The sequence below is a fragment of the Gilliamella sp. B3482 genome, from assembly GCF_026536805.1.
In the GTDB taxonomy this organism is placed as follows: Bacteria; Pseudomonadota; Gammaproteobacteria; order Enterobacterales; family Orbaceae; genus Gilliamella; species Gilliamella apicola_E.
In genome coordinates this window covers 461,196-485,622 of record NZ_JAFNNL010000002.1, presented here as the reverse complement: position 1 = coordinate 485,622, position 24,427 = coordinate 461,196, and the positions used below count along the sequence as shown (strand labels likewise).

Here is a 24,427-nt window from a genome sequence, read left to right as displayed (position 1 = left end):
AAATGGAGTGGCTTAAAGATTATTGGTGGGTGATTCTTATTATTTTGGTGGGGATCTTTATTAATACAATTAAAGCACTGAATAAACTAAGCTATAAGCACTATTTAGAAAAAAAGAAAGGGATAAAACCTATCCCTTATTCTGATGATGAGGACGACGATTGGCCAAGTCGTCCTAAGCAAAAATAAATTATCGAAAGTCCTGACTTTTACTTGCAAAAATAGCTTGGTGACGATAGCGATCAACCCACATCGCTGTCGCGCCACAAACCGCAATTGGCATAATAATTAAATTCAATAATGGCACCATGGTAAAAAAGCTGATTAACATACCAAATAGCAGATTGTCAGCGCGATCTTGTCTTAATAATTGGCGCATACGCTCAAAAGAGATTTTGTGGTTATCAAAGGCGTAATCCGCATATTGGATGTTAATCTGCCAAGCGGTAAATAAAAACCACACTATCGGAGTAACCGATTGCCCGATGATGGGAATCAAGTAGGTTAGCAATATCGGAATCGCCCATAATAAATAATAGCCAAATTTTTGTAGCTCGCGCTTTAAGATGCGAGGTAAGTCTTTTATTAAACTCAACCAAGAGGTATCAGGCGCAGGTACACCAGTGAGCTGTGCTTCTACCTGTTCGGCCAGCAGACCATTGAAAGGCGCAGCTATAACGTTGGTTATCGTACTGAAAAAATAACAAAATAAAATTGTTAAAGTTAAAATGACAATAGCACTAATGATGTAGCCCAACCAGTGCAACCAACTTGGCATAAACGATAAGCCCCAATCCACCATGCCAGTGATTGAAACAAAAAACCAATAAAATAGCGCTGACATAATAACGATATTAGCCAGCAACGGTAAAAATACAAAGCGTTTTAAACCAGGGCTAAATGCTAAAGACCAGCCTTGGAAAAAGTATTCTATACCTGATTTAGAATTGGAATGTTGTGATTTATTTTCTAACACAATAGGATCCTTTTATTTAAAATCGGCGTCATTTTAAACGTAGTTTTCATCTGACGGCAACTGACTTTTCATTTTTTGATCGTAAATTAGCTGATCTTTATTTGGTCAGTTTGATAATTTTTCAAGCCATGTTTTTACTTCTTGTTTGATAGCTTGGATCATCTCATTTCGACTTGGTAGTTTATTTATCGATTCACTACTTTGTAATAATAGTGAAGGTATTTTACCATTTGTTGCCTGTTTTAGACGACACAGTGCCGGATAAGTTGCTTCAAACGGTCGATGATAATTACAAAATCCTTGCAGATCCTGAAGATCTTGATGAGTTAACGCCTGCTGATCATCAATGGTGATGAGTTGACTGAAAGGTAATTCGATAATGGCATTAAGCCAATAGCTATTACGCCTTAAATTTTCCGCTAAACGTTGGCTTAGTTCATAACCTTGCTGAGTGATGGGGTTGATTACCATCATTGAATAACTACCAGAATTGGCTTGTTTATGGCTGGCAATATGGACTAAGGTAAAGCCACAATTATGCCAAAATTGATAATTAACGGCGCTGTAAGCAAAACTGACAGAGACAAAATCGTTGTGATTTTTCATTGCTTGTTGATAGATATGTTCAACCAACTTCAGGGCGATATGTTGACGTCGATAAGGCTCTATAACCGCAATACGGTTAATTCTGACCGATTTTAGTTTTGCCGCTAGTTTATCACCAGCATGTGCAACCAATGATTGCGCGACAAGATTGCCTTTTGGTCGGCGTGTGCCTTTCCAAACGGCATCGATTAAGTCATCAGTCAAATTACCTTCATCAATCGTAATTGCGCCAGCAATAAGTTGATCACCTTTTTTGGCCTGCCAAACAGCTAAGTTTTGTGCATCAAATAGTCGTCTTAAATCAACTAAGGTTGTTTGATAATGAGCCGTTTTTAATAAATTGTAGATAGACTTAAGTAGGTCGATATCTGTTCTTTCGTTAAGAGAATAGACGGTAGCTTGCTCATTGGTTTGCGATTTTATGACGCCATTAAGCAATAAATTATCGCAAAGTTGTTCGAGTTGATCGTTATCTTGCCAACGAATAGGCGAATTAAGATAAAATCGCTGGCAAATTTGCCTGTCCATTAATTTTAATAAAAACCCCTGCCCTGTTCCTTCGTAACCTTCTACCGTTGTGATCAATAGGATTTTAGTCGATGGTGACAGCTTTAGCAGTTGCTCCAACATTGGCAATGGGATCATCGCCGCTTCATCAATGATCAACCACTCAGGAAATGGATGATCGACCATTTCAATTAGTTGATCTGGCGCATAAAACGGTGTTCCTGGTTTAGCAAACTGAAAAAAAGTCGTTAGCGCACTTTTATTCGGTGCTGTTACCCAGCATTCATGATAATGAGTAAATTGCCCAGCTAATGCTGATTTACCGCGCCCTCGTTTAGCTATTAAGATATTTAAACGACTATTGCTTTTTAGGAGTTGGTTTAGCACTAACTGTTGCTCGGTTAAATCCTTTTGCCCATCATCTTGCTGCGTAAACTCTGGTGGCTTTTCTGTGGCAAATTTTGATAAGGTTTGTTGTAAATGTTGAACAAAATTGGGCACACGAATCGGCTTTGTAGATTCATTCCAACGCAAACTATCTTGGTCCACCCAATTGGTCAAATCATCGGGCAGTAATAAAATTAGCACACTACCTTTGATTAAAGTGCCGGCTAGCATCGCAAAAGCATCTAAATTAAAACCTTCGGTGGAATCGAAAATAGCATGTTTAAACTCTTTGCCAAGTAATGATTTGGTTTGATTGGGATGAATATGATGGCTAATCGCTTCGGGCAAATCTGTTTTTGTGGTAACTGTAAGCCAATCGCCCGAGTGCTGTTGAATAATAGCGCTGACTTGATTAAATAATTGGGGATGCGAACCGTTTAACACCCATAGCTTTCTGGTGCTATTAATCATTGATTAACTTTTTCCAATCAATAAGGATAAAATTCCTGCTGCAATCAATGGACCAACCGGTATCCCTTTGAAAAAGGCAACACCAATAAGTGTACCAATAATTAAGCCATTAATTATAGTTGGATGAGCACCAATTAAGGATATACCACGCGTGCCTAACCATGAGACTAATATGCCAACTAAAATAGCCAGTAACGATTGCCAGGTGGTGAATGATTTTACAATATCGGTAATTTTTAACGAGCCATCCGCTAAAGGAACCATCATAGCCGCCGTTAAAATGACAATGCCAATGGTTAATCCATATTGATTTAAGAACGGAAAATAGGTTGCTAGCGGTGTTAATTTGAATAACAACAGTAGCAATACTGCAAAGGTCACTGTGTTATTATGCGTGATATAACACAGTGCAGCTAAACCTAATAATAAAAAAAAGGAGATATCAAATTGGGCAAACATTAAAGTGGAACACCAATACGTTTGGCTACCTCTTCGTAGGCCTCAATCACACCACCTAAACCTTGACGGAAGCGATCTTTATCCATTTTTTTCAAGGTCTCTTTTTCCCATAAACGGCAACCATCTGGTGAAAACTCATCGCCTAATGTAATTTCGCCATGAAATAGACCAAACTCTAATTTGTAATCAACTAAAATTAATCCGGCTTTATCAAAAAGCTCTGTTAGCACGGTATTTATTTTAAAGCTAAGTTCCTTCATCGTTGCTAACTGCTCATCCGTTGCCCAGCCAAATGCTTTACAGTGTGACTCATTGACCATAGGGTCATGCAGAGCATCATTTTTTAAGAAAAGTTCAAATGTTGGAGGATTAAGGATTTTGCCTTCTTCAACGCCTAAACGTTTTACTAATGAACCAGCAGCTCGATTACGAACGACGCATTCAACTGGCACCATATCAAGTTTTTTAACTAAAACTTCATTATCTGATAATAGGGCTTCAACTTGAGTTGGAATACCTGCTTCACGTAACTTGGTCATTATAAAATAGTTGAATTTATTATTGACCATCCCCTTTCGATCTAACTGCTCAATGCGCAGCCCATCAAATGCCGAGGTGTCGTTACGAAATTCAAGGATTAATAGATCTGGGTTGTCAGTAGTGTAAACCGTTTTTGCTTTACCACGATAAAGCTCAGCCAACTTTTTCATGTTTATAACCTTATATCAAATTGCCAATAAATAATTAAGGAGCTATTCGCCCCTTAATTTCAAATCAAGTACCTTGCCGTTATAAGTGTTAGCTATAAACCGTATTTATAAACTGTAGTCATAAACAGTATTTATAAACATTCATTTATATAGCAAAGGTAAGTTACTCCGCTATTGGGTTAAAATCGGCTTTACGCGGTTTTAACTCGTTTAGATGAAAGATTATCTGATCGTTAAATTAGCGATCATTTCTGATGCTATCTCTGATACTGTCTTTAAGATCTTCTTTCAGCTCTTTATTAGGATCTGATTCTTTTTCATCTGTTTTAACCGGCACAGTTCGTAGCGATTCAGGTGCAACATCATCCATTATTTGATTAAATAATCCAACTACATAACGCTGAACTTCGATCGGTTGTGACATAAGGTTTTCACCACTACGCGTTAATGAACTTAATACGATAGTGATAGTTTCTGTTGCGCCTAAATTATGGCGGGTAAAGACAAAAGAAGCCTCAACCGGTTGTTGTTCATCTTGGCGAGAAATAATTGCATTATTTGTTTTAATGGTTTTACTATCGCTTGAACTAACCAGTATATTTTGTTTATTTAACGTATTTGGAATACTACTCCATACACCATAACTTACTGGCACATTAAAGGTAACAGTGTTCTGTTCATGATGTACAAAAGATTCTGGGATAGTTGCAATAGCTAATGTTGGTGGACGAATATCAAGTTGTTTACCAACAGCACCATCAATTTTGTTGTTGTCCACATAAAAATCACCAGATTCAACTGGTACAGAAACACCTTCCGGAATAATTAACGCTTTTAAAGCGGGCGAATTGAGGTAATCTTCATTGCCATCAACCTCTCGTTTATAATTTTGATCGCTACTACATCCAACCATAAACATCGATGTAATAACCGATAAAACAGCTAGTTTTTTAAAGGCATTGCTTTTCAATTCAGTTTTATTCAACATAGATTTCTGCTTTTAAGTAAGGTTATAGTCAATTTTAAATTAATTTAGCATCTTTTAATGCTTGTTCAACTACAGGAATAGAAGCATCACTCAATGGCACTAATGGTAAACGTATAGTGCCGTTTGCCATTAAACCTAAACGAGTACACGCCCATTTTGCTGGCGTTGGGTTTGGTTCAATAAATAGATGAGTATGAAGCCCCATTAAAGTATCGTTTAACGTGCGTGCTTGTTGGATTTGGTTATTAAATGCCAATTCACAAACGGTTGCAACTTGTTTCGCTGCTACGTTAGCGGTTACCGAGATAACACCATCACCACCTAAAATGATAAAGTCTAAGAAAGTCGCATCATCACCACTTAATAGCTTAAAATCTTCGCCAACTAATTTACGAGTTTTGTAAACGCGAGACAGATCACCCGTTGCATCTTTTAACGCAACAATGTTTTTAATTTTAGCTAATCGACCGACAGTTTCTGGTTTAATGTCACTACAAGTACGACCAGGAACATTATAAATAATTTGAGGTAATGGAGAACTTTCTGCAATAGCTTTGAAGTGTTGGTATAAACCTTCTTGCGTTGGTTTATTGTAGTAAGGCGCTACCGTTAAGCAACCTACTACACCGATATTTTCAACTTGACGAGTTAATTCGATCGCTTCTTTGGTGGCATTTGAACCTGTGCCAGCAATAATATCAATTCGACCATCTGCATAATCAATAGTGCGTTTAATAACATCAATGTGCTCATGATGATCAAGCGTTGCTGATTCGCCAGTAGTTCCTACTGATACAATAGCAGATGTGCCATTTTCAATATGATATTCGACCATTTTTTTTAGGCTTACATGGTCCACATTTCCTTTCGTATCCATTGGAGTAACAAGTGCGACCAGACTTCCTGTAAACATAAAGCGACCTCTCATATTCTGTGTTTATAAAACAACTTAAAGATTAAAAAAACTGCGAATAAGTATGCGATATTTCTTATTTAAATTCAACTTTTGTTATGCAGGATTATCAATATCGATAAAAATAGTTTCTAAGCCATGGTTAGTCGATAACCATTCTCCTAATGTTTTTATACCATATCGCTCTGTGGCATGATGTCCGCAAGCATAAAAATTGATACCGTATTCACGGGCAATGTGAATGGTTCGTTCCGATACTTCTCCAGTAAAAAAAGCATCAAAGCCTTGCTGAGCAGCCGTTTCAATATAATCCTGACCACCACCACTACACCATGCAACTCGCTTAATCACTGCTGGGGCATTATCACCACAAAATAAAACTGAATGGCGACCATTATGTAGCTTCTGTTCAAGTAGCTGTTTAAATTCAATTGCGGTTAATGGATTCGCTAACGTGCCTTTAAAAAGCAAATCGGTAATATCATCACGCGCATCAACCGTAATATCAAACATTTGCCCAAGCAACACATTATTACCCAATACTGGATGACCATCTAATGGAAGATGATAACTATATAAATTGATATCATGGCTAAGTAACGTCTTCATTCGATGATACTTTATGCCAGTAATTGTCTCTGGCTCATTTTTCCAAAAATAGCCATGATGAACAAGAATCGCATCAGCATTTAGCTCGACCGCTTTATCTAACAATAACTGACAAGCCGTTACCCCTGTCACAATTTTGCTAATCTCCGGTCGACCTTGAACTTGCAAACCATTTGGCGCATAGTCACGATATCGTGTCACTTGCAGATGTGTATCAATGATGTGTTGAAGTTCGAAATTATGCACAATGCCCTCGCAAACCTTAGAATTAAACTAAAACAGTCTTAACAAAATGCTTAAGATAAAAACTTTTCGCCCTTTTGTTTGGCGCTAATTATAGTCGCTTTCTCGTAATATCTCACCCGATATTATGATTAATTAAACAATTATTTTAAGTTTTTTACCATCCTGCTTATTCAAGATTAAGTCTCAAATTTAATCACTTACTTGACTAGTTTAGATTTCGGGACAACATGCTTAATATAGACTTAACGCACAGTAGTAAAATTTGATAGCAAAGCAAAATAGGATAAGTAAGATGCTAATAACGCCTATAAAGAATAAAACTCAAGAGGATTAACACGTCATACTAAGTTAAAAACTTAATTGATTTAAGTAGGTAAAACTAGGCGAAAAAAGTAAAAACTGGCATAATACCTCTCATTTTAGATAGATAAGACTAACTATTGTGCCAAAACTTTGTGAACGCTTTCGAGGATTTTATCCCGTGGTTATCGATATAGAAACCTCCGGATTTGATCCAAAACTCAATGCTATTTTAGAAATCGCAGCCATTACGCTTAAAATGACAGATGACGGCTGGCTCGAGCCTGATAAAACATTGCAATTTAATGTCAATCCCTTTGCCGATGCTATTTTAGAGCCAACAGCGTTAGCTTTTAACGGTATTGATCCCAATAATCCGTTACGAGGCGCGGTTGATGAGAAAGAGGCCATTGAGGCAATCTTTAAATTAGTTCGCACCGGAATCAAAGCCAATGACTGTACTCGTGCTGTAATAGTGGCACATAATGCGCATTTTGATCACAGTTTTTTGATGACTGCGGCTGAAAGAGCGGGTATCAAACGCAACCCTTTCCACCCTTTTGCGACTTTTGATACGGCATCACTTTGTGGTTTAGCCTTTGGGCAAACAGTTCTGGCTAAAGCCTGCGAATCGGCAAATATCCCGTTTGATCATAAACAAGCACATTCAGCTCTTTATGATACCGAAAAGACTGCTATTTTATTTTGTGAAATCGTTAACCGTTTTAAACGATTAGGTGGCTGGCCTTTAGTCGAGTCGAAAACAGAAGAATAGTCAAAATATAAAAAAAGAGAGCTTAGCGCTCTCTTTCTAAAAATTATTAATCGTTTTTATGATTTTCTGCAGTCTCTTTGATCAAGGTTTGTAGTTCACCTGTTTGAAACATCTCTAACATAATATCACAACCACCAATCAACTCCCCTTCAACCCAAAGTTGTGGAAAGGTTGGCCAGCTAGCAAATTTTGGCAATTCAGCACGAATATCTGGATTTTGTAGAATATCAACATACGCAAACGGCACACCACATTGCGATAACACCTGCACAGCTTGAGCTGAAAAACCACAACTTGGCAATTTTGGCGAACCTTTCATATAAAGAATAATCGGATTTTCGGCAATTTGGCGTTTAATCTTATCAAGCGTTGTCAATTCGGTTGTCATTTGGTTTGTCCTTTAATTTGCGATAAAAAATAAAGTTAGTTATTTTAACTTAGAATGGTGACGAGTTATATAGATTTGAACTTTTACTCTAATAGATAGAGTAAATGTAATATCTCATATTTAAGATAATTTATTCGTAATAAAACCCCAAAAACCCCGTTCCTCAACTTTTTTATAATAAAAAACTCCACTTCTCAAAAAAAAACCGCCCCGGATGAGGCGGATGGATTACGGCTTCGACACCACAAAATCGATTTTTAGCGATCGACTGAGACACAAAGACCGGGGTTGTAGTTGGAATCCCTGTAGTTTACATAACCGTTGGACGCGCTCACGTAAAAATAGGCGTTACCATTTAAATTTAGGTCGCTAGTCTTGTAGTTATAGTAGGTGAAGCCAGCTCCTGAGTAATCGTCCATTTTGCCCCACTCGGTGAAAAATCCTGCACCAATACGACGCTGATATGTATTATGAGATGACGAAGGTATAGCGCCGACTAAACCTCGACAAAACTCACCTGAATTAAACCCCTGACAAGTAGCATTAGTTAAATCCTTTACACGAGGCATACGATAACCAATATGATTACACCAAGATAAATTACTGTTGTACGTGCCCTGATAATCGCCACGATTGACGAACCACTGCTTTAACGTAAAGCCATATTTAACAACAGCATTACCATTACTGTCTCGACCGACTAATTCGAAGGTTTTAGGTAAAGCGGGTCTAGGTATATTACCAGGATTGCTAGAGTTTTTTTGGGATAGAGTGGCGACAGGACCACTTAAGGTAACATGTACACTTGTAGGGGTAGAATTGGTCATACTAACAACGACACCACCAAGTGCAACCCGAGACCAAGACAATGCCTGATTATTACCAGAAATGAGTAAATCAAACTCTAAACCATGAAGACCAGTAGTCGGAAAGTTTAAATCGTAAGATGCTGGCGTAACTGACTGGGTTAAAAATCCATTCTTTCGATCAAAAATTGAAGGCGGACCAACATAGTTATCCGTATTCCAATTTAAACTAGGCTTCGCAAAACAAACCTCTGCAGATGCATTAGGATTGATATAATATGTTGCATTATTAGCGTTGAAACTACTACTGCTAGGAATCCCATAACGTGTGGTTAATGTCCCATTAGTAGTTGTTAATTTTATCTGATAAGGTGACTTACAAATTTCTGGGATAGCATTACGTGATACAGGTTGATTGTTTTTATCGACGATAGATAAACTTAAACTGCCAGTAACTGTAACATCAGTATCACCATCATCATCCCCCCAATAATTATAAGGCGAACCGATAAGCTCATTTAAAGCGACTGAATCTGTATTAGTTGGAACCAACATGCCAATATCAGCAAAGCTTTGACCGGTAACAGGTAAGACGATTGGCGTTGTAGATGACGTATTGGTTGAAGGCGTGTATTTAGTACCATCAGATAACGTAATCCCAAGCAAAGCATCAGTATTAACAGCACGAGTACGACCGCCGTCGAAAGTTAAGTACGGTGCATTACCGTGAATCAGATTTGAGGTTTTAGAGGTTAATGCATAGCTGGAATAAAAAGGTATTAACAATAAGCTTAGCGATAAAAAGATCAGTCGGAATAATTTAGATCCAATAGCTGATCGGATTGATCCAAATGGCGATCGAAGTAACAGTAGACGCAACGATCGACTACGCGATCTTACATTTTCGTCGATTAATAAACTAGAGTGAAAAAAAAGAGGTTGAGAGTTTAAATTAGGCGAACTTAAATTATAGGTTGGCCAAGTTGCCTGTTGCCTGTTGCCTGTTGAAAATTATAATGCATTTAGACTACCTTGTCAATTAATTTTATGATTTATTTGCAATTTTATGTTTATTGCTGATGTTTTAGCTACTCAGCTAAATTGATCTGAAAGTATAGTGACCCGAAAAATATAATGCAATATTTTTTGCGCTTTAGATCGTTAATCTTTGTAAAGAGGATCAGGAAAGATCTAAAGATAATTATTAGATAAACTATTTACCATTTGATCAATATCAAATTTATAATTCACTAAAAACCCTCATTTTTAACCCGATAAAAATCTTATTTATTGCTTTTTAAAGCGGATTTTAAACCCCAAAAACCCCGCTCCTCAACTTTTTTAAAATCTAGTCGCTATTTTCAACTGCGTTATAAGAAAAAAGTATAACTATATATAAATATATTATTTAACCGTCATAGAAAGATTTTATATTATAATCTCCGACTTCATAATTTTAATATATAAAAAACAATGCATAAACTAGCCAATCGACTCGATCACTTTTCCGATTCGGTTATCCGTCGGATGACTCGGATCGCTAATCAATATCAAGCTATCAATTTGTCACAGGGTTTTCCAGATTTTGATCCGCCGAAACCTTTAATCGATGCGTTAAAACAAGCTGCCGATTGTGGTCCTCATCAATATGAGATCACTTGGGGATCGGCTGAGTTTCGGCGTCTGTTAGCTAAAAAGCAACAAAAGTTAATGCAAATTGATATCAACCCAGACGAAAACGTGTTGGTAACTTGTGGTAGTACCGAGGCGATGATGTGTGCGGTAATGACGGTTTGTAATCCAAAAGATAAAGTTATTATCTTTTCGCCGTTTTATGAGAATTACGGAGCGGACGCCATTCTTTCTGATGCCACCCCAATTTATGTGCCTTTGATCCCGCCGACATTTGAATTTGATAAACAGCAACTTCGTGAAGCTTTTGAACAAGGCGCTAAGGCGTTGATTTTATGTAATCCTAGCAATCCTTGTGGCAAGGTATTTACTAAGGATGAGCTTGATTATATAAGTCAATTGGCGATTGAGTTTGATGCCTACATTATTACCGATGAAGTGTATGAGCATATGGTTTATGCTCCGCATAAACATCTTTATTTGGCAGGTTTTCCAAATATGAAAGAGCGGACTATTTGTTGTAGCTCGTTGTCGAAAACCTATTCGATAACCGGTTGGCGCCTTGGTTATATTATTGCTGATAAAAGGATTATAGATGGTTGTAAGATGATCCATGATTTTCTTACCGTTGGCGCTGCTGCCCCACTACAAAAAGCAGCTTGTGCAGGGTTAGCTTTAGGAGATGATTATTATCAACAATTGACCGAAACTTACACCGCTAAGCGCCGTTTATTTTTGAACGGATTAGATGAGTTAGGCCTTGCTTATTATGAGCCTCAAGGTGCGTATTATGTTTTAGTGGATATTTCGGCGTTTAATCCATTTAAGACCGATTTTGAATTTTGCGAATGGTTAATTAAAGAAGTCGGCGTAGCAGCTGTGCCGGGATCGGCCTTTTTTAAACATCCTGAATATCGTTATATTCGTTTCCATTTTGCTAAACAAGAACCAACGCTGATTGCAGCTTTAGAAAGATTATCCAAATTTAAGGAAAAATTATTATGTTTAAAAAATTAATTGTGGCAAGTTTAGTCATTTTAACTTCAGTATTAACTGGCTGTGATAATGCTAAAAAAGAGAATCAAATTACAGTTGGTGTTGCAGCTGGTCCTTATGGCGACATGTTTAAACAAGCTATTGCGCCTGGATTAGAAAAGAAAGGTTACCATATCGAAATTCGTGAATTTAGCGATTATGTTCAACCAAACTTAGCATTAGCAAATAGAGATATTGATGTTAATTTATTTCAACATTTAACTTATCTTAATAATTTTAAGCAAACGCGTAATTTAGATATTATGGCGATTGGTTTTGTACCAACAGCTGGCGCAGGAATTTATTCAAATAAAATTACTGACTTTTCGCAATTAAAACAAGGCGATCAAGTGACTATTTCAAGTGATGTTACTAACGAAGCTCGCGCTTTACGCATTTTAGAAGCAGCTGGGTTGATTAAGCTTGATCCAAATGTGGATAAAAACAATTTAACCCCTAAAAACATTATCGAAAACCGTTATGGTTTAGAGATTGTGCCAATTGAAGCACCACAAACTCCACGTTCGCTTGACAATGTTGCGTTATCAGTGGTTAATGGTAATTATGCAATTGGTGCGGGTTTAGATCTTTCTAAGGCGCTTTATCATGAAGTGTTAGATAAAGATCATAAAAATGTTATTGCGATTCGCACTGAATCAAAAGATACATTAGGTAAAGACATTATCGACGTGCTTAAATCACCTGAGTTTGCTCAAGTCATTAATGATAAAAACGGTATTTTCTATACCTTCCAAAAACCTGATTATCAGTTATTTTAATTATGCAGACTTTAATTCAAGTAAAAGATGTTTCTGTAAGATTTAAAGCCAAAGATCAAGTTGTTGAAGCGGTTAAAAAGGTCTCGTTTGATGTCAATCAAGGCGAGATCTTCGGGATCATTGGTTCGAGCGGTGCGGGAAAAAGTACTTTAGTAAGAATGCTTAATCGGCTTGCTGAACCTTCGTCCGGGCAAGTTATTATTAATGGTGTTGATATTCAAACCTTACGTGGGCGTGAATTGCAAGCGTTTCGTTTTCATGTTGGGATGATTTTTCAGAACTTTAATTTAGCATCATCAAAAACCGTTTATGAAAATATTGCTTTTGTGCTTAAAGCCGCTGGTAAAAAAGGCGATGCGGTTAAAAATAGAGTCAACGAATTGCTTGCTTTAGTTGGGTTAAGTGATAAAGCGAATGCCTACCCTGCTGAACTCAGTGGTGGGCAAAAGCAACGAGTCGGTATTGCCAGAGCGCTGGCTAATGATGCCAAAATTTTGTTGTGTGATGAAGCCACCAGTGCTTTAGATCCAACCACTACCAGCGCGATTCTTGATTTGTTAAAACAGCTTAATCAAAAATTTGGTTTAACTATTGTTTTAATCACCCATGAAATTGATGTGGTTAAAAAAATCTGCCACCGAGTTGCGGTAATGTCACAAGGTGAAATTGTCGAAATGAATACCACGTTTAACCTTTTTGCCTGCCCTAAACAGCCATTCACACAAGAATTTCTTAATATCGATGAAAATACCCATTTGCCAGATATTATAAAGCAAAATGTAAAAGGAAAATTGGTCCGTTTGCGCTACATTAATGAAAACACTACCCAGCCAATTCTGTATCAATCAGCGATTGAAACGGGTGTGTCATTTAATATTTTGCATGGGTTTATTGAATATTTCGACAATCAAGCTTTAGGTAATTTGGTGATCGAGCTGATTGGTGAATCGACTAATATCCAAAATTTAATCACCAAATTGGCCGATCAAGAAGTTATTATTGAGGAAATAAACTAATGATTAAACTCACCATTAACGAAATAGCGCAAATGTTATGGAAAGCCGCTTACGAGACATTCATTATGGTAAGTTGGTCATTATTAGCTGGTTTGATCTTCGGCACATTAATCGGATTATTGCTGTTTTTAATGTCAAATCAATTCTTCTTTAAAAATAGAATCATTAACAGTATTGCGAATTTTATCGTCAATGCAACCCGTTCAATTCCATTTTTAATTCTGATGGTTACGGTGTTACCTTTAGGCTCGCTATTGGTTGATACCGCCGTGGGCCCTAAAGCGGTAATTTTACCGCTTTCACTTGCCGCTATTGCATTTTATGCACGGTTAGCTGAAAACGCTTTTAGCCAAATTGATAAAGGCGTGATCGAAGCTGCGGTAGCAAGTGGTGCATCACATATGCGTATTATTTTTGGGATATTGTTTCCTGAGGCAATGGCGCAATTAATACGACACGCAACAGTTACCACAATTTCACTTATCAGCTTTAGCTCAATGGCTGGGGTTGTTGGTGGCGGTGGTATTGGTGATTTGGCGATCAGTTATGGTTATCAACGCTATGTAACCGAGGTGCTTATTTTGTGTATTGTTATTCTTATTTTTATTGTGATGGTGATTCAATACCTCGGTGACAAGTTAGCCAATCACTTTGATAGAAGCTATAAATAGTGGGTAATTTAGTATGAACAACTTTATCATTAAAGATTCAAAACGCATTGTTTTGGCAGATGCCATCCCACAATCCTACTTGACCGATGGTTTAAAGCTTAAATATGGGCAGGCTGATATATTAGTTTATCCTAAAACGACCGAAGAAGTAGCGGATGTGGTTAAATTTGCCAATGCCAATAATCTGAATATTACCACTCGCGGTGCTGGGACGAATTTAGTGGGTTCAACCATTCCTAATGGTGGCATTATTCTTGATTTATCATTGATGAATGAGATTGTTGAGTTAGACAAGGAAACTTTCACTATTACGGTTCAGCCCGGCATTTTATTGCAGGATTTACAACAGTTTGTTGAGCAGTATGATCTTTTTTATCCACCTGATCCGGGTGCTAAAACCTCCACTATTGGCGGAAATATCAGTACTAATGCAGGAGGGATGCGTGCGGTAAAATACGGTGTAACTCGTGACTATGTGCAAGCACTTGAGGTGGTGATGGCAGATGGGAGTGTGTTAAATATTGGCAGTAAAAATGTTAAGGACAATACTGGTCTTGCTTTAAAGCATCTGTTTATTGGCAGTGAAGGTACTTTAGGCATCATTACCCAATGTACGTTAAAACTGATCGCCAAGCCGAAAGTATCTCAAACATTTGTTGTTGGTTTTAATACTATTGAGCAGGCTATTGCCAGTATCACAACCATTTTACATACCCTAACGCCAACCGCGCTAGAGTTTGTGGAACGTAAAGTTGCACAATGGGGCGAAAAGTATTCAGGATTTCAATTCCCACTACCTCATAGCCAAGCTTATTTGATTATTATGCTTGATGGATCAGATCAACAATCCATCGAACAGCAACGAAAGCAATTATTAGTGAATTTAGGTGATTGTGACTATTTTGTTGCTGAAGATAGCAATCAGGCTAGTCAAATTTGGACGATTCGCGGTTCATTTGTGCGAGCGGTTGAGGCAGTGACCGAACAAGATCCGATTGATATTGTGGTTCCAATAAATCGTATTGCTGATTTTATTCACTTCACCAAACAGCTTGAAGCAAAAACCAAGGTACGCATGTTAGCCTTTGGTCACGCTGGTGATGGAAATATTCATCTATGCATTTTGCGTGATGATCGTGATGATAAACAGTGGGATACCGATCTACAGCAAGTTCATCAAGCTCTTTATCAAAAATGCCTTGAACTTGGTGGATTACCTTCGGCAGAACATGGCATTGGTACAGCGAAAGTGAGCTATTATAATGATGCTATTCCCAAAGCCAATCGCCAACTTATGCACGCTATCAAGCAACAGTTTGATCCGAAGAATTTACTCAATAATCAGGTTTATATGACGATGATTTAATCCGAGCAGTTTTTTATGATTGCTTTTAGATGAGATAAATCAGTGGCAAATTGAGAATAAATAAAGTTGAGGAGCGGGGTTTTTGAAGTCTTAAAAACCCCGCTCCTCAATTTTTTTATTGAAGCGCTAACATAAGTTGTATTGTTGTCATTACAGCACTTTCATTATTTGAACCAGTAATAAATTTAGCTACTGCTTTAGTTTCATCGAAAGCATTACGCATTGCGAAGCTGTAATTGGCTTGTTCGAGCAGTTCTATGTCGTTGAGCCCATCACCAAATGCCATTGTTTCCTGGTAGGTGATATTTAAGATTTGTTGTAGTTTTTTTATGGTGTTGCCTTTGTGGACGTTGTGTTCAGTGATATCTATCCAAGCGGCTTCTGATACGACGATGTAAACGTCATTATCATACGGTGTTAGGTGCTTGCGTGTTTGTGGGCATTGTTCTTTTTCGTCATACACGGTAATTTTGATAAAGTCGTCAGCGACAGTTTTAAAATCATCCACTTCGATGATTGTTGCATACGATCCTCGGACTTTTTGTTTTAGGTGTGTAGGCAAATTAGATTTGATTACTGCACCTTTTGCAGTACATGCAATGATGACATGCTCTTGACTCGCTTGTTCAAGGGTTTTGATGATACGTTGACCAAGTTGATTTTCAATGAAAGAGCGATAGATAAATTCACCTTTATGTTTGATTGTGGTGGCACTATCGCCTACTATCCAAATTTTATCGAGATAATCGGCAAAGAGTTCTTCTACTCGTTCACACTGTTTTCCAGTACATGCAACAAATTGGACGTTTTGTTTTGCCATAAGGTCATAGACTTGGGTAAATAATGTACGGTCATAGTCGCCTTGGCTATTTAAGAATGTTCCATCTAAATCAGTGATGATTAACTTGATCATATTTGTGTCCTTTAGAATGAATTAACTGGCTTTTTATTCATTTTGCCAAATTCTCTATAGAGAAACAATATGATAAAGCCGAAATAGAGATGAACATTTAATTCCACCTTTTTTATTAATTGAAAGGATTAAACCCAAAATATTACCAATTTTTATAGTCAATAAGGCGGTTATTTAGGTGTTAAATTTAGGTTATAAATTTAAGACAAGAATTTTTTCTAATTAGTTGAACTGTCAATTTTAAGTTTTAAGATTTTCTACAAAAAAGTCTGACAAGAAGCTTTCAGGATTTTTATTTTCTAATTATTTCTGCAATTAGTACCTCAAAAACCCCGCTCCTCAACTTTTTTTTATTTAATTGAGATGCGCATGGTGGCAATTTTTGTGATAAAAAAGCCTGAAAATTTCTTTTCAGGCTTTTTGGCTTATTTATATTGTTGCCTATTCGACGCAATAAGTAAGTAACCTTATTGTTTTGCAACAATATTTCCATCATCTACGTCTAGATGAATCTTTTTACCAGGCACTAATTTACCCGATAAAATTTGTTGAGCTAGTGGGTTTTCAATCTCTTGCTGTATTGCACGTTTCAATGGTCTTGCACCATAAATTGGGTCGAAGCCAACTTTGGCAAGTTGTTCTAGTGCACTATCAGAGATATCCATTTCATATCCACGTTCTTCTAGGCGTTTTTCAACATGAGCGAGTTGTATTTTTGCAATTGCTTTAATGTTTTCTTGACCTAGTGGGTGGAATACCACTGTTTCATCAATTCGGTTAATAAATTCCGGTCTGAAATGTTGGGTTACCACTGTCATAACTAAAGCTTTCATTTCGTCATAACTTAGTTCGACGTGACCTTGAATTAGGTCTGAACCTAAGTTAGATGTCATGATAATGACTGTGTTTCTAAAATCCACAGTTCTGCCTTGTCCATCAGTTAATCGGCCATCATCAAGCACTTGTAATAAAATATTAAATACATCTGGGTGCGCTTTTTCAACTTCATCAAGTAGGATGACGGAGTATGGTCGACGTCTTACTGCTTCAGTTAAATAGCCACCTTCTTCATAACCAACATATCCAGGAGGCGCACCGATTAATCGAGCCACGGAATGTTTTTCCATGAATTCGGACATGTCAATTCGAACCATTGCATCTTCACTGTCAAACATGAAGTTAGCTAAGGCTTTACAAAGTTCAGTTTTACCTACCCCTGTTGGTCCTAAAAATAGGAAGGATCCAATCGGTTTGTTAGGGTCAGATAGCCCTGCTCGACTACGGCGAATCGCATTAGCAACGGCAACAACCGCTTCGTCTTGACCGATTACACGTTTGTGTAAGGCTTCTTCCATGTGAAGTAGTTTATCTTTTTCGCTTTCAAGCATTCTTGATACAGGAATACCCGTTGCTTTAGATAGTACTTCGGCAATTTCGTTATCGGTGACTTTGTTACGCAATAACTTCATGGTTTTGCCTTCTAATTGCGTTGCAGAAGCCAGTTTCTTTTCTAACTCTGGAATTTTGCCATATTGTAATTCGGACATTTTGTTCAAGTCACCCATTCGGCGAGCTTGTTCTATCTCGGTACGCGCTTTTTCCAGCTCCGCCTTGATATTTTGAGTGCCCGAAAGTGCAGCCTTCTCTGACTTCCACTCTTCTTCAAGTGATGCATAATCCTTTTCTTTTTCAGCAAGTTCATCGTTTAACATCTCTAGTCGTTTTTTACTTGCATCATCAGACTCTTTCTTGAGCGCTTGTTGTTCAAGTTTGAGTTGGATAATACGTCTTTCAAGTCGATCCAATGATTCTGGTTTTGAATCCATTTGCATACGGATGCTTGATGCTGCTTCGTCGATTAAGTCGATCGCTTTATCGGGTAACATTCGATCAGAGATGTAACGATGCGATAAAGTTGCAGCAGCAACAATGGCTGGATCAGTAATTTGTACGTGGTGATGCAGTTCATAGCGCTCTTTTAAGCCACGTAAGATTGCGATCGTGTCTTCAACTGTTGGTTCTGCTACATAGACTTTTTGGAATCGACGTTCTAATGCTGGATCTTTTTCTATGTATTGACGATATTCATCAAGTGTAGTTGCCCCTACGCAGTGTAGTTCACCTCGAGCTAATGCTGGTTTTAACATGTTTCCAGCGTCCATCGCCCCGTCACTTTTACCTGCACCAACCATGGTGTGAATTTCATCAATAAATAAAATTATGCTGCCTTCCGCTTTGGCAATATCTTTTAATACCGCTTTTAAGCGTTCTTCAAATTCACCACGATATTTAGCACCAGCAATTAATGCGCCCATATCTAATGATAATACGCGTTTGTTACGTAATCCTTCTGGTACTTCTCGGTTAACAATTCGTTGTGCAAGTCCTTCAACAATAGCGGTTTTACCGACACCTGGTTCACCAATGAGTACTGGGTTGTTTTTAGTTCTACGTTGTAATACTTGTATTGTGCGACGAATTTCTTCATCACGACCGATTACTGGGTCAAGTTTTCCTTGTTCTGCGCGTTCAGTTAGGTCAATGGTGTATTTTTTTAATGCACCACGTTGATCTTCAGCATTAGGATCGTTCACGTTATCACTTCCTCTCACTTGGTTAACAGCTTGGCTAAATTTTTCTTTAGTAACGCCTGCTTTTTTTAAGATATCCGCTAGGCTTCCTTTTTCATCTAATGCCGCTAATATAAATAGTTCAGACGAGATGTAGCTATCGCCATTTTTTTGGGATAATTTATCGCATAAATTTAAGATTTTAATAAATTCTTGTGATGGTATAACTTCACCACCAATACCTTGAACTTGTGGTAAGCGTTCGATTGCTTGATTTAGTTCTTGTTGTAATGTCGCAACATTCGCGCCTGAAGCAGCGAGTAATGGATTTATACTGCTTCCTTCTTGGTTTAACATGGCTGATAGCACATGTATAGGCTCTATGTATTGATTGTCTTTACCTAATGCCATTGATTGAGCATCAGCTAAAGCTTGTTGAAACTTGTTTGTGAGTTTATCTAACCTCATATTATTTATCTCCTAAGCAATAGATTTGGTTTAAATGTTTAAAACATTCAATCCATTTGCATATTCACTAAATAAGTGTGGAAGAATAAATTTCAAGAGCTGATTAACAATATTTTTGACGATTTTTTGAAACAAAGCTGTATATATATTACTCGTTTCTTTGCGAAAAATAAAGTAGCTTGAAAAATCATCGATTAATCAATAAGGTTGAGAAAATTTGGGTGACACATGGGTTTTTATCCTTTATATTAGCCTCGCTTTTAAGTTAGCCAACCGTGGTTCGTGATCCATCCCACGTAAAAAAACTAGGAAATTATATGTTTAAAATTGCTAAAGAGTTTCAATTCGATGCTTGTCATATGCTTGATGGGCATAATGGAAAATGTCATAACCTTCATGGTCATACCTACCGTTTGTTAGTCGAGATCAGCGATGATCTTATTTCCAGTGGATCCAGCGCTGATATGGTAATGGATTATGCAGATCTTAAGTTGATTGTAAAACAGCAGATTGTTGATCAATTGGATCATGCTTATCTTTATCATCAAGATAATGCTAATGAACGCCAAATAGCTATGCTTTTAGAACAAATGGAGCGTAAAGTTTTTGCTTTTCCTTGCCGTACTACGGCGGAAGGAATGAGTAAATTTATTTTCGAACGTTTGTCTCAGTTTTTGCCGGTGTCGATGATTAAGCTTTGGGAGACCCCCTCTTCTTATTGTGAGTATCATCGGAGCGAAAAATGATTGAGTATCGCATTGTTGAAATCTTCGAATCTTTACAGGGCGAAGGTTATAATACGGGTATGCCTGCTATTTTTATTCGGTTTGCTGGTTGTAATTTGAATTGTAGTTGGTGCGATACTAATTTTCGTCATTTTAAGCGCTTTTCGTTAGAGCAATTACTGGCGATGCTCGGGCAATATAAGAGTTCTAATATTATTATCACTGGTGGTGAGCCTACTATGGTTAGAGATTTACCAATATTGTTGTCTCATTTGAAGCAGGCTGGTTATTATATTGCTATTGAGAGTAATGGGCTGGGTAAGGTTGATCCATTAATTGACTATGTTGCTCTGAGTCCTAAATTTTGTTATCAAAGTCGTTACCAAAACATTCTGCAATCAACTGCCAATGAAGTTCGAATCGTCGCTGAAAAACAAGCGGGCTTTATCGATTTTTGTCACTTCATTGAACAGCATATTGAAGCTAAGCGTTACTATTTGTCTCCTTGCGAGATAAATGGTGAGATGAATATGTTTGATACCATTGAGTTGTTAGGTCAGATTAACCATAATCGTATCGATAATAAATGGCTGTTAAGTTTACAGACTCATAAGTTTGCTGATATTGAGTAGTTTTTTATTAACTGCCATTAAACTAGTGGTTTATCACTTTTCTTCAAACCATATCATTGTCGCCATTCTTCCCGTTTTGTTTTCTCTTCGATAGGAGTAAAACAGATCGCGCTCAGTATACGTGCAATAATTACCACCATAAATTTGAGTAATTCCGATCGCGTTTAATCGCTGTTTAGCTATCATGTAAAGGTCGGCCAGATATTTTTTGCCTTCGATAAATTTGAATGCATGGTGAGCATTTTTGTCATACTCTTCAAATTGTTCTTTAACTTCAATACCTACTTCAAATTTTTGTGCACTGATTGCTGGTCCTAGCCAGACGAGAATTTCATTGGTGTTGCATTGAAATTTTTTTGCGGTTTCTTCTAAAATACCATGGCATAGTCCTCGCCAACCCGCATGAGCAGCAGCAACTTGATCGCCTTTAACTGAGCAAAATAGTACCGGCATACAATCAGCAGTTAAAACTACACTGACTTGATTAGCTTGCTTAGTGTAGGAGCCATCAGCTTCAAATCGTGTCGCATTGATTGCTGGTTTTACTTTTGTGATATCTAGGACAGTTGTACTGTGTGTTTGATTTAACCAATAAGGTTCACTCGGTACTTTTTCAGCTTGTATTAAGCGATTTCTATTTTCTACGATGTTATTTAAGTCATCCCCTGTTCGACTGCCTAAATTTAAGCTGTCAAAAGGGGGAAGGCTTACCCCTCCAATACGAGTGGAGGTGAAAGCGCGAACATTACTCGGTGCAGGCCAATAAGGATATATTGATTTAATCATTTTTATTTACCAATCAAGTTCATCTTTATGAAGTTCTGTATCTTCTTGTAACGCATGAATTAGTGTTAACATATCATCCGGTATTGGCGCATGCCATTCCATAAGTTCACCTGTAATTGGATGATATAAACGTAGCATTGTTGCATGTAAAGCTTGACGATCAAAATCGCGTAGCGTTTGGATAAAGGATTCACTCGCGCCTTTTGGTGGTCTTGGTCGTCCACCATATAGTGGGTCACCCACGAGGGGGTGAGCGATATGAGCCATATGCACGCGAATTTGGTGAGTTCGGCCAGTTTCTAGCCTTAGCCGTAGTCGAGTATGAAGTCGATATTTTTCCATGACTCGATAATGGGTTACCGCTGGCTTTCCTGTCGGGAATACGGCCATATGCGTTCGTTTAGTAGGATGGCGAGTGATCGGTTGATCGATTGTGCCACCTGCTGTAATGATTCCCATCGCTACTGCTTCATATTCACGTGTAATTTCACGACGTTGTAGGGATTCAACTAGGTGGGTTTGTGCCTCGATGGTTTTAGCAACGACCATTAGCCCAGTTGTGTCTTTATCTAAGCGATGAACAATACCCGCTCTTGGTACTCTTGAAATATCAGGATAGTGATAAAGTAATGCGTTTAGCACTGTACCATTTGGGTTACCTGCGCCGGGGTGAACAACAAGATCTCGAGGTTTGTTGATAACCAAGATATCATCATCTTCATAAACAATATTGAGTTCGATATTTTCAGGTTGGTGATATGTTTCTTCTTCGATTTCAACGTCTATAGTAATTTTTTCTCCACCGAGAACTTTTTCTTTGGGTTTATTTACAATATTATTATTAACTAACACGTGATTATTGACGATCCATTCTTTAATTCTAGATCTTGAGTAATCAGGGAAAAGCTCCGATAAAGCTTGATCCAGACGCATTCCAAGTTGTGTTGGTTCTATTTCTGATGAAAGTTTTAACTTGTGCATGTGTAATTTATCTATTTTAAGCTGTTATAATTTAGAGTATTATATACTAATCATTGCCTTTAATGTTTAATTATATTTTGGATTAAAACTGAATGAAACTTCGTTTAAATACTTTGTTAGCCATCGCTTTAAGTAGCGCACTAATTGGTTGTACGAGTACAAAGCCTGATGTTGAAAATGTATCAGAAATTGAGTTACACAATAAAGCCAAAACTGAGCTTGAAGGTGGAAATTTAAAATCGAGTATTACTGTTTTAGAAACGATTGATAAAAATTATCCTTTTGGACCTTATTCACAACAAGTCCAACTCGATTTGATTTATGCTTATTATAAAAATGCGGATTATCCTATGGCCATTGCGTCAATTGACCGCTTTTTAAAATTAAATCCAACCCATCCGAATATCGATTGGGTGATTTATATGCGCGGTATTAACAATATGGCGCAAAATGATAATACTATTCAGGGTTGGTTTAATGTTGATCGTTCAGATCGTGATCCTGAATTTGCGATGGCAGCATTTAAAGATTTTACTTATTTGGTTTCTAGTTTTCCAACTAGTAGTTATGCCGCTGATGCAAAAAAACGTTTAGTATATTTAAAGAACCGTATCGCTCGCTATGAGTTAAAAGTGGCTCAATATTATACTAACCGTGGCGCTTATGTTGCCGTGGTAAATCGAGTCATTCAAATGTTAGCGTTATTTCCAGATACTGATTCAACAAAAACAGCATTATCGTTATTGAGTAATGCTTATAATGAATTAGGTTTGACTGACGAAAGCCAAAAAGTCGATAAACTGATACAAGCTAATCTTGAAAATATGCCTGTTGAAGAGAAGAAATCTTACTTTTCTCGCTTCTTAAGTGTATTTAATGGTGGTTAATTTAGTTCAGATCTAAAAAATAATGGCTATTTAAATATTTAAATAGCCATTTTTTTATCAGTAATTTATAAACAATATATGCCCATGAGTTACTTTCTAACATATAAATAACGGTATTCTCCATGATCATAATTTGTATTTGTTAATGCTTTTGTTAGTTCTTGGGTAAGTTTAGTTGATAACGTTGTATCCGATGAGGATAATGTAAAATCTGGTTTTATAATTTGTTCATCGACATATTGTATAAATTGAAGAAATTGATCAATATCTTTTTTGGATAAATATATACTTTTTGCCACCATCATATTAATAAGCTTATTATCAAACTCCAAAATAATCGTGTGATATAGCACTACGGTACTTTTAAGCATTATTACTGTTTGTAATGCTGACCATTGAAACGTTTGATTCAATTTTTTATGGTCATCAATACTAATCGAATATGAATTGACATTGATCGTCATTTTTTTACGGAACAAGCGAGCAATACATATAGCAAATAGAAAGACAGAAAATAATTCCGGAACAAGGAGTCCAACAATAAAAATAACCTCAAAGTATTGGTTGGGAATCATCGGCATGATCGCATCAGAGAAAAATAAATACATGAGACAACCAAGGACTAAAACACCAAAGCAACAAATGAGTATCATTAAACTTATAAATGAGCGACGAGTGAAACAACGAAATTCAAATGTACGATTTTCCATAAGCTATTCCTTATATTTTTTATAAATATATCTTAAGTTTTTTTAATATATTGAGAAGCAAAGATTTATTTCTTTTTATTTTGTTAAGTTTATTGATTTTAATTCATATAAATATT

23 protein-coding genes, 1 pseudogene and 1 riboswitch are annotated in these 24,427 nt (G+C 37.1%); of the genes and pseudogenes, 10 read left to right on the top strand and 14 right to left on the bottom strand.

Annotation, left to right across the window (positions count from 1 at the left end):
• Positions 1–2: 2 nt before the first annotated feature.
• Positions 3–188, top strand: coding sequence for a YpfN family protein (locus J3U18_RS05360; RefSeq protein ID WP_065563328.1), 186 nt, complete (start codon positions 3–5; stop codon positions 186–188).
• A 1-nt stretch (position 189) separates the two neighbouring features.
• On the opposite strand, the gene cysZ is transcribed toward J3U18_RS05360, so the two are convergent.
• The 7 genes from cysZ to J3U18_RS05325 all read right to left on the bottom strand — a co-directional run bounded on the left by cysZ (position 190) and on the right by J3U18_RS05325 (position 6,871).
• On the bottom strand, positions 190–975 hold the full coding sequence (gene cysZ / locus J3U18_RS05355) for a sulfate transporter CysZ (protein WP_065563329.1): 786 nt from the start codon (positions 973–975) through the stop codon (positions 190–192).
• Positions 976–1,080: 105 nt separating this feature from the next.
• On the bottom strand, positions 1,081–2,946 hold the full coding sequence (locus J3U18_RS05350) for a tRNA(Met) cytidine acetyltransferase TmcA domain-containing protein (RefSeq protein ID WP_267353148.1): 1,866 nt from the start codon (positions 2,944–2,946) through the stop codon (positions 1,081–1,083).
• 3 nt (positions 2,947–2,949) lie between these two features.
• The gene (locus J3U18_RS05345; protein WP_065563331.1) at positions 2,950–3,405 is read right to left on the bottom strand and encodes a DUF441 domain-containing protein; all 456 of its coding nucleotides are present in this window, start codon (positions 3,403–3,405) and stop codon (positions 2,950–2,952) included.
• Positions 3,405–4,115: a phosphoribosylaminoimidazolesuccinocarboxamide synthase gene (gene purC, locus J3U18_RS05340; RefSeq protein ID WP_065733895.1), complete on the bottom strand. Its 711-nt coding sequence runs from the start codon at positions 4,113–4,115 to the stop codon at positions 3,405–3,407. The genes J3U18_RS05345 and purC overlap by 1 nt, the downstream gene beginning before the upstream one ends.
• A gap of 238 nt (positions 4,116–4,353) precedes the next feature.
• Positions 4,354–5,103, bottom strand: a complete 750-nt coding sequence (gene bamC / locus J3U18_RS05335; protein ID WP_267353147.1) for an outer membrane protein assembly factor BamC — start codon at positions 5,101–5,103, stop codon at positions 4,354–4,356.
• Positions 5,104–5,137: 34 nt separating this feature from the next.
• Entirely contained in the window at positions 5,138–6,016 is an 879-nt protein-coding gene (dapA, locus tag J3U18_RS05330; RefSeq protein WP_065563334.1) for a 4-hydroxy-tetrahydrodipicolinate synthase, read from the bottom strand.
• A 96-nt stretch (positions 6,017–6,112) separates the two neighbouring features.
• Positions 6,113–6,871 carry a Nif3-like dinuclear metal center hexameric protein gene (locus tag J3U18_RS05325; RefSeq protein WP_267339319.1) on the bottom strand — a complete coding sequence of 253 codons (759 nt, stop codon included), beginning with the start codon at positions 6,869–6,871 and terminating at the stop codon, positions 6,113–6,115.
• A gap of 427 nt (positions 6,872–7,298) precedes the next feature.
• Here J3U18_RS05325 and rnt point away from each other — a divergent pair, with 427 nt between their 5' ends.
• On the top strand, positions 7,299–7,946 hold the full coding sequence (gene rnt, locus J3U18_RS05320; RefSeq protein ID WP_416380388.1) for a ribonuclease T: 648 nt from the start codon (positions 7,299–7,301) through the stop codon (positions 7,944–7,946).
• 46 nt (positions 7,947–7,992) lie between these two features.
• On the opposite strand, the gene J3U18_RS05315 is transcribed toward rnt, so the two are convergent.
• Together J3U18_RS05315 and J3U18_RS05310 are read right to left on the bottom strand one after the other, a co-directional pair.
• Complete coding sequence (locus J3U18_RS05315; RefSeq protein WP_416380387.1) at positions 7,993–8,322, bottom strand: Grx4 family monothiol glutaredoxin; 330 nt, start codon at positions 8,320–8,322, stop codon at positions 7,993–7,995.
• A 269-nt stretch (positions 8,323–8,591) separates the two neighbouring features.
• Entirely contained in the window at positions 8,592–10,019 is a 1,428-nt protein-coding gene (locus J3U18_RS05310; RefSeq protein WP_267353144.1) for a hypothetical protein, read from the bottom strand.
• 594 nt (positions 10,020–10,613) lie between these two features.
• Between J3U18_RS05310 and J3U18_RS05305 the strand changes: the two genes are divergently transcribed.
• From J3U18_RS05305 to J3U18_RS05285, 5 genes are read left to right on the top strand one after another with little or no spacing between them, the layout of a single operon-like run.
• Positions 10,614–11,789, top strand: coding sequence for a pyridoxal phosphate-dependent aminotransferase (locus J3U18_RS05305; protein WP_267353143.1), 1,176 nt, complete (start codon positions 10,614–10,616; stop codon positions 11,787–11,789).
• Entirely contained in the window at positions 11,774–12,586 is an 813-nt protein-coding gene (locus J3U18_RS05300) for a MetQ/NlpA family ABC transporter substrate-binding protein (protein ID WP_267353142.1), read from the top strand. The genes J3U18_RS05305 and J3U18_RS05300 overlap by 16 nt, the downstream gene beginning before the upstream one ends.
• 2 nt (positions 12,587–12,588) lie before the next feature.
• A complete protein-coding gene (locus J3U18_RS05295; RefSeq protein WP_267353141.1) occupies positions 12,589–13,602 on the top strand; it encodes a methionine ABC transporter ATP-binding protein in 1,014 nt (337 codons plus the stop codon).
• Positions 13,602–14,273 carry a methionine ABC transporter permease gene (locus tag J3U18_RS05290; protein ID WP_416380380.1) on the top strand — a complete coding sequence of 224 codons (672 nt, stop codon included), beginning with the start codon at positions 13,602–13,604 and terminating at the stop codon, positions 14,271–14,273. Before J3U18_RS05295 ends, J3U18_RS05290 begins: the two co-directional genes overlap by 1 nt.
• Positions 14,274–14,286: 13 nt before the next feature.
• Positions 14,287–15,639, top strand: a complete 1,353-nt coding sequence (locus J3U18_RS05285) for an FAD-binding oxidoreductase (protein WP_267353140.1) — start codon at positions 14,287–14,289, stop codon at positions 15,637–15,639.
• Between the two features lie 115 nt (positions 15,640–15,754).
• Here J3U18_RS05285 and J3U18_RS05280 read toward each other — a convergent pair whose 3' ends face one another.
• Complete coding sequence (locus tag J3U18_RS05280) at positions 15,755–16,552, bottom strand: Cof-type HAD-IIB family hydrolase (RefSeq protein WP_267353139.1); 798 nt, start codon at positions 16,550–16,552, stop codon at positions 15,755–15,757.
• 467 nt (positions 16,553–17,019) lie between these two features.
• The gene (gene clpB, locus J3U18_RS05275; protein ID WP_065562591.1) at positions 17,020–19,590 is read right to left on the bottom strand and encodes an ATP-dependent chaperone ClpB; all 2,571 of its coding nucleotides are present in this window, start codon (positions 19,588–19,590) and stop codon (positions 17,020–17,022) included.
• Between the two features lie 269 nt (positions 19,591–19,859).
• Positions 19,860–19,905: riboswitch (PreQ1 riboswitch) on the top strand.
• Positions 19,906–19,907: 2 nt separating this feature from the next.
• On the opposite strand from clpB, the gene queD reads away from it, so the two are divergent.
• Entirely contained in the window at positions 19,908–20,336 is a 429-nt protein-coding gene (gene queD, locus J3U18_RS05270; protein ID WP_267338916.1) for a 6-carboxytetrahydropterin synthase QueD, read from the top strand.
• The gene (locus tag J3U18_RS05265; RefSeq protein ID WP_267353138.1) at positions 20,333–20,947 is read left to right on the top strand and encodes a 7-carboxy-7-deazaguanine synthase QueE; all 615 of its coding nucleotides are present in this window, start codon (positions 20,333–20,335) and stop codon (positions 20,945–20,947) included. The genes queD and J3U18_RS05265 overlap by 4 nt, the downstream gene beginning before the upstream one ends.
• Positions 20,948–20,980: 33 nt before the next feature.
• Here J3U18_RS05265 and pgeF read toward each other — a convergent pair whose 3' ends face one another.
• Positions 20,981–21,733 (bottom strand): peptidoglycan editing factor PgeF, encoded by a 753-nt coding sequence (gene pgeF, locus J3U18_RS05260; protein WP_267337386.1) that lies wholly within the window; start codon positions 21,731–21,733, stop codon positions 20,981–20,983.
• 6 nt (positions 21,734–21,739) lie between these two features.
• The gene (gene rluD / locus J3U18_RS05255; RefSeq protein WP_220225872.1) at positions 21,740–22,714 is read right to left on the bottom strand and encodes a 23S rRNA pseudouridine(1911/1915/1917) synthase RluD; all 975 of its coding nucleotides are present in this window, start codon (positions 22,712–22,714) and stop codon (positions 21,740–21,742) included.
• 92 nt (positions 22,715–22,806) lie between these two features.
• Here rluD and bamD point away from each other — a divergent pair.
• Positions 22,807–23,529: pseudogene (gene bamD, locus J3U18_RS05250) on the top strand (outer membrane protein assembly factor BamD); the annotation flags it as partial.
• Positions 23,530–23,690: 161 nt separating this feature from the next.
• Here bamD and J3U18_RS05245 read toward each other — a convergent pair.
• Entirely contained in the window at positions 23,691–24,311 is a 621-nt protein-coding gene (locus tag J3U18_RS05245) for a hypothetical protein (RefSeq protein WP_220225870.1), read from the bottom strand.
• Positions 24,312–24,427 lie beyond the last annotated feature (116 nt).

Bases quoted from the DNA above. Each gene is read 5' to 3' on its own strand.
- J3U18_RS05280 (WP_267353139.1), bottom strand. From the start codon at position 16,552: ATGATCAAGTTAATCATCACTGATTTAGATGGAACATTCTTAAATAGC.
- bamC (WP_267353147.1), bottom strand. From the start codon at position 5,103: ATGTTGAATAAAACTGAATTGAAAAGCAATGCCTTTAAAAAACTAGCT.
- purC (WP_065733895.1), bottom strand. From the start codon at position 4,115: ATGAAAAAGTTGGCTGAGCTTTATCGTGGTAAAGCAAAAACGGTTTAC.
- J3U18_RS05265 (WP_267353138.1), top strand. From the start codon at position 20,333: ATGATTGAGTATCGCATTGTTGAAATCTTCGAATCTTTACAGGGCGAA.
- dapA (WP_065563334.1), bottom strand. From the start codon at position 6,016: ATGTTTACAGGAAGTCTGGTCGCACTTGTTACTCCAATGGATACGAAA.
- J3U18_RS05360 (WP_065563328.1), top strand. From the start codon at position 3: ATGGAGTGGCTTAAAGATTATTGGTGGGTGATTCTTATTATTTTGGTG.
- rluD (WP_220225872.1), bottom strand. From the start codon at position 22,714: ATGCACAAGTTAAAACTTTCATCAGAAATAGAACCAACACAACTTGGA.
- J3U18_RS05345 (WP_065563331.1), bottom strand. From the start codon at position 3,405: ATGTTTGCCCAATTTGATATCTCCTTTTTTTTATTATTAGGTTTAGCT.
- J3U18_RS05295 (WP_267353141.1), top strand. From the start codon at position 12,589: ATGCAGACTTTAATTCAAGTAAAAGATGTTTCTGTAAGATTTAAAGCC.
- pgeF (WP_267337386.1), bottom strand. From the start codon at position 21,733: ATGATTAAATCAATATATCCTTATTGGCCTGCACCGAGTAATGTTCGC.
- J3U18_RS05300 (WP_267353142.1), top strand. From the start codon at position 11,774: ATGTTTAAAAAATTAATTGTGGCAAGTTTAGTCATTTTAACTTCAGTA.
- J3U18_RS05350 (WP_267353148.1), bottom strand. From the start codon at position 2,946: ATGATTAATAGCACCAGAAAGCTATGGGTGTTAAACGGTTCGCATCCC.
- J3U18_RS05245 (WP_220225870.1), bottom strand. From the start codon at position 24,311: ATGGAAAATCGTACATTTGAATTTCGTTGTTTCACTCGTCGCTCATTT.
- J3U18_RS05290 (WP_416380380.1), top strand. From the start codon at position 13,602: ATGATTAAACTCACCATTAACGAAATAGCGCAAATGTTATGGAAAGCC.
- clpB (WP_065562591.1), bottom strand. From the start codon at position 19,590: ATGAGGTTAGATAAACTCACAAACAAGTTTCAACAAGCTTTAGCTGAT.
- J3U18_RS05305 (WP_267353143.1), top strand. From the start codon at position 10,614: ATGCATAAACTAGCCAATCGACTCGATCACTTTTCCGATTCGGTTATC.
- queD (WP_267338916.1), top strand. From the start codon at position 19,908: ATGTTTAAAATTGCTAAAGAGTTTCAATTCGATGCTTGTCATATGCTT.
- J3U18_RS05285 (WP_267353140.1), top strand. From the start codon at position 14,287: ATGAACAACTTTATCATTAAAGATTCAAAACGCATTGTTTTGGCAGAT.